The sequence below is a fragment of the Paenibacillus dakarensis genome, assembly GCF_001373415.1.
GTDB lineage: Bacteria > Bacillota > Bacilli > Paenibacillales > Paenibacillaceae > Paenibacillus_AQ > Paenibacillus_AQ dakarensis.
Genome location: NZ_CDSE01000014.1, coordinates 1 through 13,229 on the forward strand (window position 1 = coordinate 1; position 13,229 = coordinate 13,229).

The following is a 13,229-nucleotide window of genomic DNA, read 5'->3' on the forward strand; positions in this document are numbered from 1 at the left end:
AAACCGCCACTCTCCAGATATTCATTCCCTGCAAAATCACGATGCGGCAGGTATTTGCGCTCAATCTCACGCCATGCGGCTTTACGTTCAGCCGGGGTTGCATCCGGGTTAGCATACACGAAATGCTGAAATTCATCCACAGATACGCCGTAAGGTATGAATTCGAGGCCTGAAGCCAGATGGCTGAACTTATACTTGTCTGCGTCCTCTTTGAAGAACAGCTCCATCCAAGGCCAAGTGAAGAACTCCATACTCATAGAATGAATTTCGCAGGCTTCATAGGTCGGAAAGCTGTATTCCGGCACATTGAAACCACGGCTCTCATACACCTGGAAGGCATGGCCTGCCTCGTGCGTGAGTACATCGATATCTCCAGACGTTCCGTTAAAGTTAGAGAAAATATACGGTGCCTGGTAATCCGGGATATACGTACAGTATCCTCCAGCCTGCTTGCCTTTCTTGCTCACCAGATCCATGAGACCATTGTCTAACATAAAGTTGAAAAATTCATGGGTCTCCGGCGATAATTCGCTGTACATTTTTTTACCGTTCTCAACAATCCAATCCGGATCACCCTTCGGCTTCGGATTTCCGGACTTAAATGTGAAGCCCTCGTCATAGAACAACAAATCATCAACGCCAATACGGCTGCGCTGGCGCTCCTTCAGCTTCGTTGCAATAGGTACGATGTATTCCTGCACTTGCTGTCTAAAATTCGCCACCATATCCGCGTTATAATCGGTACGCGCCATGCGGGCATAACCCAGTTCCACGAAGCTGTTATAGCCAAGCTTCTTCGCAATTCTCGTCCGCACTTTAACCAGGTCATCATAGATCCGGTCAAAATCCGCTTCATGCTCAGCCATAAACTGATACCGGGCTGTAAAAGCCCGCTGCCGCACTTCCCGGTCTTTAGATGACTCATGTGGAGTAAGCTGGGCAAGCGTGAGCTCCTCGCCATCAAAAGGAATCTTTGCCGATGCGATCAGCTGCGTGTACTCCGTCGCCAATTTATTCTCCAGCTGTAAATCCTCGATCACTTCCGGGCTAAATGTTTTAAGCGACAATTCAGCTAACGCGAACAACTGCCGTCCCCACTTTGCCTCGAGCTCGGTACGGAACTTGGAGTGTACAAGCGCTCTATAATAATCGGTTATGTATTCCTGCAATACGGGTTCCGCCTCATCCATGAAGTCCCGCTCTGCCTTGTAAAAGGAATCGTTCGTGTCGATCGAGTAACGGATGCTGGCCAAAGTCGCTTGCGTATCTACATTTTGTCTAAGGCTGTTAATAGCAGACATAACCTTATCCTGTTCCTCAAAGGAGGATGCTTCATCAAACTGCTTGAGCAAAGTTTTAAACCGCTGTTCAATTTCCTTGATATCCGGACGTGTATACGGATATTCAGAAAACTTCATATATATCATCCTTTCTAGTAGTTCATTATAATCTATTATACTAGAATGAAGGTGGATGAATACCATAAATTTCAATTATATGGCTATTAAAAGATTTTCTTATCGTGTCTTCGAATAAATCAAGTTCTCCAGCAGGCCTGCAATATATGAGGTACCCTTTTGCAGTTCTGCGTCCTCTAACCTTAACCAGGCATGGCGTTCGTTCATATCGAATGATTGCTCGAGCCATCCAGACAGGCCTTTGCCTCTCCGATCCACTTCCACCAGAACAGACAATCCATCCCGCTACAGATGCATAATCAATTCCAGCTCTTTCACCCGATCGGCAAACTCATGGCCAGGGTAAAATTCAATTTCTTGAACAAAGGGAATCCCCAGGCCCATCCGTGAATTGTACTCACAGGTCGCGCTTTTGAAACGGAAGCCCAGTTCGGATACGGCATCAAAAACAACAGCAGCATACGGATGAGGTGTCACTTCAATAAAATCCCGGTCTTTCGGATCCATCGCATTCTCAATATCAAGGCCTGTGCGCAGCCAAACCGGTTGTCTGGAAAGCGTAAGCGGGGTTTCCAACGGGAGAGGAAACGCAAATGGAATCTCCATTTGTTCTTCCTGTTTCCGACCAGCTTATCCGATGCTCTGAGTCGGCAAGAGTTTTATTAAAAAATGACACCTTATCCCCTCGTCTTTCTTACTAAATGCTCATTTTACTGTATGCTTCTTCACCGCCGGCATAATTTCAGTTGCGATTAGTTCAATGTTCTGCATGATTTTCTCAAATGGCAGGCCTCCAAAATCAATCTGTGCCATAAACCGCTGCTGCCCGTACAGCTCGTATTGGTATAACATCTTCTCGATAATCTGCTGCGGACTCCCCACCATCAATGCCTCACGATAGTCGGTGGACTGCTCAAATTGCTGTTTTGGATAGCCGCTGCCTTTTAGCGCCGCCATACCGGAGTTAAGATATGGAAAGTATTCACGCAGTGCATCCTGCGAGTTTTTCGCTGTATAGAATAAGCTTGTTGTCGCAATCGGCAAGGCTTTGGGATTAAAACCACTCCGCGCAGCCGCCTCCCGGTATGCATCAACCGACCGTTTAAAGTTAATCGCCGGGCCCCCGAGCGTCGTTAACATCATCGGAACCCCTGCATAACCCGCCTTAACCGCACTTGCCGGCGGACCTCCAACGGCCCGCCAAATCGGCATTTTTCCACTTGGAGGCTGAGGAAGAATGGCTGCATTTTTAAGCGGTGCACGAAACTGGCCCTCCCACGTTACTCTCTCTTCCTCATTCAGCTTCATTAAGAGCTCCAGCTTCTCTTCGAACAATTCTTCATAATCACGCACATCATAACCGAGCAGACTGTACGCGCCAACCCGAGAGCCGCGACCTGCCACGATTTCAGCACGGCCTCTGGAGATCAGGTCCAGTGTTGCGAAGTCCTCATATACACGTACCGGATCAGAAGTGCTGAGTACAGTTGCGGAGCTTGCAATCTTAATATTTTGGGTTGCTTGAGCAATAGCACCGAGAATGACCGTATGTGCCTGTGTTGTAAAAAACTCCTGATGGCTCTCACCTACAGCGAACACATCGAGTCCCGCTTCGTCAGCTAATTTGCCGGCCTCGATAATTTCGTGGATACGCTGTTCTGCACTTATCCGGTGACCGGTTAACGGATCAAGTAAATGATCCCCGATCGAATATAAGCCAATCTCTATTCCTTTATGTGTATCCATGCGATATTGTTCCATGGGGCCATCTCCTTCTTAATCTAATGGTGTAAGCATTTTTTCAATTTCTGCTCGTCTATCTTCCAAAAAAGGCGGTAAGTCGAGCTTACTCCCAAGCTCCTCCATATTCGAATCTACTGCAAACCCGGGTCCATCCGTTGCAATCTCAAATAAAATACCATTCGGTTCACGGAAATATAAACTCTTGAAATAATAGCGGTCAATTACTCCTGATGAGTTGAGACCTCTAGCCTTGATCTCATTATCCCAGTGTGCGAGCTCTTCATCATTCTTCACACGGATCGCCAGATGATGGATACTTCCCCGGCCTGGTTTTTCTCTTGGACCCTCTTTCTGCTTCACCACAATTTCACCGATAACCTCTCCGCTAACGGATTGGTAAACGGCTTCAGCTTCAGAACGCGAAACCTCGATATATCCGAATATATCCTTGAGTGTTCTCGCCATCGTATCTATATTTCGCACGGTCATCTCAACAGTTCCCATGCCCAGAATGCGGTGTTTCTGTGAAACTGCAGAGCCTTCCCAAGCTGCCCAGAAATCCGGTACCTTTTGACCCTCGCTATTAATCAAAACAAGACGCAGTCCTTCAGGATCTTCAAAAGGAAGTGCCTCTCTGCCGGCATATGTCGTAATGTCCCAGTGCTTGACGTCAAAGGCTTCAAGCCGATTCTTCCAATAATTCAGACTCTCCAGTGAAGGAACAAGCAGGCCAATCCCCGTGATTGCATTCGTACCCCGAACAGTACGACCTACCATCGGCATTTCAAAAAATGATAACTCCGTACCCGGGCTTCCCGTCAAATCTCCATAAAATAAATGATACATGGATGGATCGTCTTGATTAACGGTCTTTTTCACCCGCCGCAGGCCAAGTACCTCTCGATAGAATTGGCTGTTGATTTGAGCGTTTTTCGTAATCATAGAGACATGATGATGTCCCGGAATGGTATACATTTGAAATCCTCCTCTATCAGATTTAATAACTTGATTAATCAAGTGATACCTTAAAAAAATATGTTCTGAGTCATGGTAAACTTTTTACCCTGTACTGAAACTATGACATGGACTCAGGCGGTATTTCTTTTTTCTCGCTATGTTTATGAACACGTGTCATGAGGGTGTACAATGTTTTCTTCTCTTCATCTGTCAACACGTCATCAAAGAAAGAAGACTGGAACGCAAGCTGTTCTGGCATAGCCCTTTCCAAAATGGCTGTTCCTTGCGCTGTTAACGATATCGTCTTTGTCTTCCAGTCCTGCTTCCGTTCAATATACCCTTCCTTCTCAAGACGGGCGAGCATGCGTGAGATTCCGCCTTGGGTTACCGTTACTTTCTCTGCAAGCTCTATTTGAGTCAGCGGCTGATATACATGAATCTGTGCAAGCACATCAAATTGTGCGGTGGTCAGATCAAAACGCTTCAGAAATTCATTCGACATCTGGTTGCTCTGGTTCGTGAAACGCACCAAACGCAGCCAAATTAATGATCCAATCGTATTATTTTGCATTTCATTTCCCCCTCTCCAGTGTCGTTGTTAAGATCACTTTACCACTCAAGTGATAAAGTTACAAGGAGTTTTATCGCACAGGATCTAGATCTGAAGCCGATTCCGAGCACAACCCAGATAATGTTCTGAGTGTGCCCGGCTTCATTATGCCTTTTGAATTATATTACCACTTTGTATTTCATACACATGATCCGCTACATTCTCCAATAAACGAACATCGTGTGTTATAAAGAGGATCGTTCCCTCATAACTCTTCATCAAATTTTCCAAGGCCTCTACTGCAGGAATATCAAGAAAATTACTTGGTTCATCCATAAGTAGGATGTTATACCGCCCCAATAGCATTTTGGCAAGCTGCAATTTAATGATTTCTCCGCCGCTTAAAACCGATATCTCTTTCCTCACATCCTGAGGTGTAAAACCCATGGAGGCTAATACCGCTCGAATTTCCGGCACTTGATAGTCACAGTCTTCAAGCATATATTCCATAATTCCTTGGGTACGATTCATCTTGTAACCGGTTTGTGCAAAATAACCAATCTTCGCTTTAGGCGATATCGAGATTCCCTCTTCTTTATCTAAAATCATTTGGAAAAGAGTTGTCTTCCCCGTTCCATTGGCACCCGTTATCCCGATCTTCGAGCCGAGTGGAAACTGGAAAGATGCCCTCTCAAAAATAACCTTGTCACCAAACCGTTTGTCGATCTCACTTCCCGTAATCGGAAATGGATTATGCAGCCCCAAGGCTCTACTCTGTCTGAATTGAATAGAACGTTTCGTTTCAGGTGGCAATACATTACCAAGCGCTTCGATGCGGTGCTCCATATTTTTGGCGGCATTATGAAGCTGCTTCTGTTTACTGCCGGTCGGCTTTTGATGAGCTAATCGCCCACCGCTTTCAGTGCTGTTTTTTTTCGAAGCTCCCTTTGCCTTCTGTTCCATCTTTCGGGCTTGTTTATGCTTTTCTTCAATCGCCTTCTCAAGCCGCTCTCGCTCCTCTGTAAATTGCTTATATCTCGCAGCCTGGCTTTGCCGCTCATCTTCCTTCTGAGCCAAGTACTCTGAATATCCGCCCCAATACTCGGTAATCTTGCCATCCTTCAGTTCCCATATTTTATCAACAACTTGATCCAGAAAATATCGGTCATGACTGATCACGAGCAGAGCACCAGAATAATATTTAAGCTGATGAATCAAAAAGTCTACACCCTCCCTGTCCAGGTGAGACGTGGGCTCATCCGCAAAAATACCATGTACATCTTCCGACAGCGCCTGGGCAATTTTCAGCCGTGTCTCTTCGCCGCCGCTCATCTTCTCCGAATAAGAAGAACGATCTACTCCGAGTTTCCCCATTAGAGCATAATCCTTGACCTCTTGTAAGGTGACATCATCCAGCTGCGGGATATAGGTGAAGCTGCCTTCCCGAACAATTTGGGTATGAGGTAACTGAATTTCACCCAGCAGCACCTTTAACAGCGTGCTCTTGCCCGCTCCATTCGCCCCTACCAGACCGATCCGGTCATAACTGTAAAGCTCCAACCCATCTATATCTAATACATCCTGTCCCTTGTACTCCACATAAATATCTTCTGCTTTTATTAATAATTCCATTTTCATTTCCTCCTTCTAAAATCGCAGTTTCGATTCGCAGGTGGACCTGCGATTTGAGAAGTGAGGATTATATAAAGAAGTACCAGTGCATCCTTTTCATCGTCAAAGCTCCCTTCATGAATTGCTTTTGTGGGCATAAAAAATACAGATCCAAGGCCATATGCGGGCTTCAGATCTGTATTTATCACGGGAGAGGACACGGCGATATGACAGTACAGCCAAATAAGCTGTACTCATCGCCATCTATGCCTTCATCCGTACAAATAAGCAGCTCAAAAAAAGCCCACAATTGCGGAACACTTTTTTATTGCCATCTTATCTGATACGCATGGAGTTCAGCATAGATAACGAGCCTCCTCTTAATGAATTTATTGAATAGTAACATTGGACAGCTCTGGGTGTCAACGTTACATGTGAGTCCTCCGGTGAGGAAAGGTGCACTCTAATTGAAGGCTTAGCAAATTTTTTTAAATATTGACTGGACGCTACTCTTGGCCTTTCACCATAACGGTCAGTGCACTCTTCGCAGGCATCTCAAGCGAGACCACCTCGTTACCGCGTACAATAACCGATGTATTCTCCGGGCTTTCGCTGTCATTAAACAGCACTACGGCGACGGAGCCATCCACATTGCGGAACGCTACCGAGCGAATCTTCTCGTTGCTTGGCGATGCTATCCGCACCGCTTTCGGGCGGATACACTTGCTGAAATGCGCGAGCGCATAATAGTCAAGCGTATACGTCAGTTCACGCGACTGCTGGTTCACCGTTACAATACCGCGGCAGGTGCTCTGTCCAAATCCAGGCACGGTTGGCCCGTTCTTCTCATCCAGCGCCATGTTCCACAAGACGAAGGATTTGCTGTAATTCCGCAAAATTTCAATCCCGGTCCGCATCACGTTGGAAAATGCCGGCTCGAACGCCGGGATCCATTCCCCGCCTGAGCCTTCCGTAAAATGAACCTCTTTGTCCGGATAAGCTTCGTACACATCAGTCTGAGCGGATGGAGCTCCGCCGTACCAGTGCCATGCGACGCCATCAACCTCATCCCGGGCTTTCTCCAGAACCTCAAGCGGGTAGCCCGGCTCATCCCAGTTATGATCGTAGCATAGAATTTTCGTTGTAATGCCGTTCTCTCTAAACTGCGGCTTCAGATGGTTTTTAATAAAATCGCTCTGCACTTCCGGCTTCATAATCATTCCGGGATAATGCCCCGGTGAATAGAGCGCCTCATTCTGCGGCGTGACCGCGTATATTGGAAGCCCATACCTGCCGTATGCCTGGAGATAGCGAACAAAATAATTTGCATATACCGGATAGTACTCCTTCTTCAGTTCACCACCGATCATCGAGCCGCTCGTCTTCATCCAGCCCGGCGGGCTCCATGGGGAGCCCATCAGCTTGATATCCGGGTTCAGGCGCAGCGCCTCCTGCAGCAGCGGAACAATATCCTCCTCATCATGCGCAATCGAGAAATGCTTCAGCTCCACATCCGTCTCGCCTTCCGGCATATCATTATAGCTGTAGAAATCCCGCGCGTAATCGGAGGCTCCCATCGGATTCCGGAGGACGGACAGGCCGATTCCTTCCTCCGCATCAAACAGCTTCCGCATTAGAGCAGTCCGCTGCTCCGGCTCCAGTATCCGGTGAATCAGATAGGCTGACGAATCCGTGAATGATGCGCCGAATCCGTCCATCTCCTGGTAGGCTACACGCTCATCAACTTCGATCTGATGCAGCTTTCCTGCCGGTGATACGGCATCAAGCTGCTCCTTCTTTTTTTCAACAAACAGCTCGTCTTCCCCGTTTGACTGATAAATGGTTATGTCCCGCATGCTGCTTCCCTCCGGCTCCATGATAACCGATCCTTATACTTCTTATTACAGACCCAGTTTCTCTTTGTTTGCTTTCATTTTCTCGCTGCGGACTTCGACGATTTTGCCCCAATTATTGTCATCCAGGAACTTCTTGTAGTCATTCAATACCTTGTCGAAGTCAGCCTCGCTCTTGGAGCGGATCATGCTGACCAGTGCCGTGTTCCATTTCGAATTGATAGCTGTCAGGGAACGTGCTTCCGGTGTACCTTGGTCAGGCTCGATATTTTCAAGCACAAAGTGCGGCTTCAGCTTGCCCTTGCCCCAATCCTGCATCTGCTTGATCGCTTCAGGGAATGCATCGCTGCTGAGCGCCTTGTGGCGGTCATGACCGAAGAACATGAATTCACCCATACGGTAATCTTTTTTGAACTTGTCCGGGTTGTTCAGCTGCAGATCACGGATTTCCGGTAAAAATTCCACAGTGCCGTCGGCATTCTTTTTATACGTTTCGCCCTCAATACCATAGTTCATCAGCATTTGTCCCTCTTCACTGAGCAGGTATGTGAAGATTTGAAGGGATTTTGCAGGATCCGAGTTCTGCTTCGTAATAAAAGTGATCATCCAGCCGGTAATGCCTGACTGGTTCAGCGTAGGCTGGTTACCAACCGTGCTCTGTGGACCGTCGATAGCAATATATTCTTTGCCCGGGTTCGCACTCTTGAAGCTCTGCAGGTTACCGCCCTGCTGCGGTGTGCCGTCCAGCATCATCGTTGCATATTTACCGGACTTAACCTTTTCCTCAAATGAAGTACCGTCGTCTGCAAAGCTGTCATCGCTGATCAGACCGCCGCGGTAAACTTTATTCAGCGTTCTCATCCAAGTCAGGTAATCTTCATCCAGATTGCGGTTGTAAAATCCGCCGTTTTCGTCCTCCAGCGGTACTCCGATAAAGTCCTGGAATACATCACCGAGCGAACCTGTTCCTTCACCAATGGAGTTGAAGCCCATCGGAATGAGTGAAGGGAACTTTTGCTTGATATCAGTCAATGCCTTTTCAAATTCCTCTGGCGTTCCCATCTTAGGCTGGCCCACTGCATCGTACACGTCCTTGCGGATGATAAATGCTGTCTTGGCCGGGATGGTGCCCTTGTCATAGTCAGCCTGAGTATTGGAATAGTTAGGATAGCCGTACGTATTTCCGTCCTTCAGCTTGAACCAGTTCAGCGTGTCCTGAGCTGCCACTTTGTTGAAATAAGGATCATATTTTTCAGCCAGCTCGTTCAGCGGCAGCGCCCATGTTGAAGCCTTCTGCACTACCGAGGATCTGGCGTCGAATGTCGTGATCAGGTCTGGCATTTCGCCGCCTGCAAAAAATGTATTCAGCTTTGTATCATCACCGGTAATGAACTTGATGTCGATATTCAGATCTTCCTTGATCTTCTTGGTAACGACATCCTTGCCGAAATCGGTGTTCCACCAGTCCGCGTTTACGTACCAGGTCAGCTGTGTTGGCTCCTCCTTCTTGTCCAGCTTCCATGCCGGCGTTTCCGGATCCGGGGTATAGCGGCCTTCCATGGAAACCTCCTTGCCCTTCTTCGAGTCGGAATTACCGCCGCCGCAGCCGCTGACTACGAGCGCAAACGCCATCATAAACGCCATAACCGTGAAGCTTTTCTTTCCTATCGCCTTTATCCCCAACATACTTGTGTCCTCCTTTTTCTTCTTGCCGCATGAGACCTTGCCGTTTGTATAACGATACCCTTTGTTACTCTTTGACTGCCCCCAGCATCACTCCAGAGATAAAGTACCTTTGCAATATTGGATACATCACAACAATCGGCAGTGTGGTTACTACAATTGTTGCTAGCTGAACCCCTTTGGTGGTGGTTTCGATGGCCACAGACCCGATATTCTGCATGGACTGCGTCTGGGACTGCACGATAATTTCGTACAGCATCATCTGCAGCGGATAGAGCGACTGGTCTGTGATGTAAAGCTTTGTCGTCATAAAATCATTCCACTGCCCGACGCCGTTAAACAGCGCAATCGTCGCCATGGCCGGCATAGACAGCGGGATGAAGATACTCAGGAATATCCGCCAGTGGCCGCCCCCGTCAATCTTAGCCGACTCCTCAAGCGCATCTGGCACGCTGCGGAAAAAGTTCATGAGAATAATGACATCGTAGAAGCTCAGCAGTGCCGGGATAATGTAGACCCAGAAGCTGTTCAGCATGCCGAGATCCTTGATGAGCAAGTAGGTAGGAATCATCCCGCCTGAGAAAAACATCGTAACGACGCCCATCGACATGTAAAACTTGCGTCCACGAAGATTTTTTTTGCTGAGGCCGTATGCAACCATCGCGCAAAAGAATACGTGGGTGATGACTCCGACCACCGTTTTGGCAAAGGAAATGAAGAAGGCCTGCCATATATGATCATCGCGGAATACCGCCTGGTAGTTTTCCGTTGAAAATTCGTTAGGCCAGAAAATAAACCCGCCCTCCGCCAGGGACCGGCCCGAGCTGAAGGATGATACAACAACGTTCCACAGGGGAACGATGATGATGATCGTGAACAGAAGCAGCAGCGTAATATTGATGATGTCAAAAATACGGCTGTCCCTGTCACCTTTAAGCGCTTTTAGATTCATCGCATTGACCTCCCCCGGGTTTTACAAAACAGACTCGTTGTCGTTTAGTTTACTAGTGATTTTGTTCGCTGTTACCAGCAGGATGACCGAAACGATCGAAACGCCGAGACCCACAGCGGTGGCGTACGAGAAATCTCCTTGCGCCATACCCATGCGGTATACGTACGAGTTAATGACCTCGGCCTTTTCCCGGTTTTGGGAATTCATCAGCACGAGCGTCTGATCCAGGTTCGAGCCAAGCAAACCGCTGACCGTCAGGATGAGGTTCAAGCTGATGATCATCTTCATGTTCGGAATCGTAATGTTCCAGATCTGTCTGATACGGCTTGCGCCATCGATCTTCGCGGCCTCATAGTAGGTCGGATCGATCTTCGCCATGATCGCCAGATATAGAATCGTGCCCCATCCGGCTTCTTTCCATATATCCGACAGCGTGGCAATCCACCAGTACTTGCTTGGATCCAGCAAAATATTTTGCGGCTGCGAGATAAGGCCGAATGCTCTAAGCAGCTCGTTAAATAGTCCGGATGTTGAGAACCAGGTGATAAGCATACCGCCAAGCACGATCCAGGACAGGAAGTGCGGGAGGTAAGAGATCGTCTGTACGACCTTCTTAAACCGGCTCAGGCTAACCTCGTAAATCATGATGGCGAGGATAATCGGAATGACAAAACCGATCGCCAGCTTCAGAAAGCTGATCCCCAGCGTATTGATGACGGAGTCCCAGAAATACCTATCCGACATAATGATTTTGAAATTGTCCAGCCCTACCCAGGGAGCGGAGTCCAGCGTATCGATAACCGTATAGTTCTTGAACGCGATCGTCAGTCCATAAATCGGGATGTAGCTGAATATAAACATAAAGATGACGCCCGGGAGAATCATGGATTGGAGCTCCCATTGCCGCCCGAAGTCTACGAAAAATTCGCGCACCCGCTGTTTTCTTGGCTTTTTGCCAGCGAGTTTTAATCCTTCCGGGACTGCGGTTGAAGCCACGGCTTTTTTGTTCACGTGCTTTGCCCCCTTTTTAATTACCTGCCATCTTACCGAAAATATAAAAACGTTTTTATTTCCAAGGCGAAGCGGTCGTATATACCCGTTGTTATGCGCCATCATTCCGGCTTCGCCCTGATGCAGGGTTTAATCCCTTGGGAGCTTTACGGTGCTGGACTCTCTAACCACGAGTTCACCAGCGAGCTTTACCACCTTGCCCTGTTCCTTTTTCTGAATCATCCGCACCAGATGGTTCACCACGAGCATGCCCTGCCTCGCGATCTGGTTGCGTACTGTGGTCAGCGGCGGGGTAAAGTACTGTGCAATATCAATATCGTCAAAGCCGACCACGCTGATATCCCGTGGAACCTCATATCCTATGGAGTTCAGTGCCTTAATGCAGCCAATCGCGCTCACGTCGTTACCGGCGAGAAAGGCATCCGGTATTTTGCCGGGATGCTGCTTTAAAAACGACTTTACCGCGAGATATGTTCCCTCTTCCTCAAAATAGCCCTGGAGTATAAAGTCAGGATCGAATGGAAGCTGGAATTCCTGCAGCGCGGCGAGAAACCCTTCCTTCCGCTGTACGCTGTCAAACATCGTGTCCACGCCGGAGATGTAGGAAATTTGGCGGTGTCCCAGGCTGATCAGGTATTGCGTTGCCTTATAGGCTGAGATGTAGGAATCGAAGATGATGCTGCCCATGTTTTCATTCTCGATCACCCGGTCCAGAAATACCGCCTTCACCCTGTCCTTTTCCATCGCTGCAATATCCTGCTCCTCGATCATGTTCTCTTCGAAGATGATGACGCCATCAACTCGCCGGCCCAGAATGTTGCTCATAATAACCTTCTTGTCCTTCGTCACAAACACGTTCAGCCCGTAGCCCAGACGGTCGCATTCTCTCGACATGGATTCCACCAGCGTGTAGAAATACGGTCCGGATACGCTGGTCGTAAAGAAGCCCAGCATCTTCGTCTTCCCGGATTTCAGCAGCTTGCCGTTCAGGTTCGGCACATAATTCATCCGCTTCGCGACATTGAGCACATGCGATTTGGTTTCGGGATTTAACACGTCCACATCATTCAGCGCATTGGAAACCGTTGAAATGGAAACCCCGGCTTCTCTTGCGACATCTTTTATCGTCACTTTGGCCATATTATTTTTCCTTTTTTTATAAAAACGTTTTTATAAGCATAAATTACCATACAAGCGCTTTCATTACAATGCTTTTTTTAGCGCACAGAAAAATAAAATGTAGAAAAAGGAAAACTTGTGACAATCGCCATGCTTTCCTGATTCTGTCCTTCCTTCAGTAGACTAGCACGAACATAAACAATACCATTGAAAGTTGAGGTTGGTTAACGATATATCCATCCATTATTCATGATGCCGATGAGTACACCCGGGTGCTTATATAGGCATGCTCCCTCTTCAACCGTTGCCAAAATAAGTGTGACCCAAAAAAT

Annotated in this window: 12 protein-coding genes; all 12 read right to left on the reverse strand. The window is 47.7% G+C overall.

Features of this window, described 5'->3' with window-relative positions:
* Positions 1–1,418, reverse strand: a 1,418-nt coding sequence (locus BN1234_RS03870; RefSeq protein WP_054955354.1) for a M3 family oligoendopeptidase, incomplete at its 3' end; no start/stop codon positions are given.
* A 99-nt stretch (positions 1,419–1,517) separates the two neighbouring features.
* A complete protein-coding gene (locus tag BN1234_RS22705; RefSeq protein ID WP_245640087.1) occupies positions 1,518–1,694 on the reverse strand; it encodes a hypothetical protein in 177 nt (58 codons plus the stop codon).
* A gap of 9 nt (positions 1,695–1,703) precedes the next feature.
* Entirely contained in the window at positions 1,704–2,024 is a 321-nt protein-coding gene (locus BN1234_RS22710; protein WP_054955355.1) for a sporulation protein, read from the reverse strand.
* A 99-nt stretch (positions 2,025–2,123) separates the two neighbouring features.
* Entirely contained in the window at positions 2,124–3,179 is a 1,056-nt protein-coding gene (locus BN1234_RS03880; protein ID WP_054955356.1) for an LLM class flavin-dependent oxidoreductase, read from the reverse strand.
* A 15-nt stretch (positions 3,180–3,194) separates the two neighbouring features.
* Positions 3,195–4,136 carry a ring-cleaving dioxygenase gene (locus BN1234_RS03885; protein WP_054955357.1) on the reverse strand — a complete coding sequence of 314 codons (942 nt, stop codon included), beginning with the start codon at positions 4,134–4,136 and terminating at the stop codon, positions 3,195–3,197.
* 100 nt (positions 4,137–4,236) lie between these two features.
* Complete coding sequence (locus tag BN1234_RS03890; RefSeq protein WP_054955358.1) at positions 4,237–4,689, reverse strand: MarR family winged helix-turn-helix transcriptional regulator; 453 nt, start codon at positions 4,687–4,689, stop codon at positions 4,237–4,239.
* Positions 4,690–4,833: 144 nt separating this feature from the next.
* Positions 4,834–6,300 (reverse strand): Msr family ABC-F type ribosomal protection protein, encoded by a 1,467-nt coding sequence (locus BN1234_RS03895; protein ID WP_054955359.1) that lies wholly within the window; start codon positions 6,298–6,300, stop codon positions 4,834–4,836.
* A 485-nt stretch (positions 6,301–6,785) separates the two neighbouring features.
* Positions 6,786–8,135 carry a glycoside hydrolase family 30 protein gene (locus tag BN1234_RS03900; protein WP_054955393.1) on the reverse strand — a complete coding sequence of 450 codons (1,350 nt, stop codon included), beginning with the start codon at positions 8,133–8,135 and terminating at the stop codon, positions 6,786–6,788.
* 45 nt (positions 8,136–8,180) lie between these two features.
* Positions 8,181–9,818 (reverse strand): type 2 periplasmic-binding domain-containing protein, encoded by a 1,638-nt coding sequence (locus BN1234_RS03905; protein WP_054955360.1) that lies wholly within the window; start codon positions 9,816–9,818, stop codon positions 8,181–8,183.
* Between the two features lie 64 nt (positions 9,819–9,882).
* A complete protein-coding gene (locus BN1234_RS03910) occupies positions 9,883–10,767 on the reverse strand; it encodes a carbohydrate ABC transporter permease (RefSeq protein ID WP_054955361.1) in 885 nt (294 codons plus the stop codon).
* 21 nt (positions 10,768–10,788) lie between these two features.
* Positions 10,789–11,778: an ABC transporter permease gene (locus BN1234_RS03915; protein ID WP_170307985.1), complete on the reverse strand. Its 990-nt coding sequence runs from the start codon at positions 11,776–11,778 to the stop codon at positions 10,789–10,791.
* A 129-nt stretch (positions 11,779–11,907) separates the two neighbouring features.
* Positions 11,908–12,918 (reverse strand): LacI family DNA-binding transcriptional regulator, encoded by a 1,011-nt coding sequence (locus tag BN1234_RS03920; protein WP_054955362.1) that lies wholly within the window; start codon positions 12,916–12,918, stop codon positions 11,908–11,910.
* Positions 12,919–13,229 lie beyond the last annotated feature (311 nt).

What these genes read in the sequence shown, in the direction of transcription:
- BN1234_RS22710 (WP_054955355.1), bottom strand. Translation starts at nt 2,024, where the DNA reads ATGGAGATTCCATTTGCGTTTCCTCTCCCGTTGGAAACCCCGCTTACG.
- BN1234_RS03880 (WP_054955356.1), bottom strand. Translation starts at nt 3,179, where the DNA reads ATGGAACAATATCGCATGGATACACATAAAGGAATAGAGATTGGCTTA.
- BN1234_RS03885 (WP_054955357.1), bottom strand. Translation starts at nt 4,136, where the DNA reads ATGTATACCATTCCGGGACATCATCATGTCTCTATGATTACGAAAAAC.
- BN1234_RS03890 (WP_054955358.1), bottom strand. Translation starts at nt 4,689, where the DNA reads ATGCAAAATAATACGATTGGATCATTAATTTGGCTGCGTTTGGTGCGT.
- BN1234_RS03895 (WP_054955359.1), bottom strand. Translation starts at nt 6,300, where the DNA reads ATGGAATTATTAATAAAAGCAGAAGATATTTATGTGGAGTACAAGGGA.
- BN1234_RS03900 (WP_054955393.1), bottom strand. Translation starts at nt 8,135, where the DNA reads ATGCGGGACATAACCATTTATCAGTCAAACGGGGAAGACGAGCTGTTT.
- BN1234_RS03905 (WP_054955360.1), bottom strand. Translation starts at nt 9,818, where the DNA reads ATGTTGGGGATAAAGGCGATAGGAAAGAAAAGCTTCACGGTTATGGCG.
- BN1234_RS03910 (WP_054955361.1), bottom strand. Translation starts at nt 10,767, where the DNA reads ATGAATCTAAAAGCGCTTAAAGGTGACAGGGACAGCCGTATTTTTGAC.
- BN1234_RS03920 (WP_054955362.1), bottom strand. Translation starts at nt 12,918, where the DNA reads ATGGCCAAAGTGACGATAAAAGATGTCGCAAGAGAAGCCGGGGTTTCC.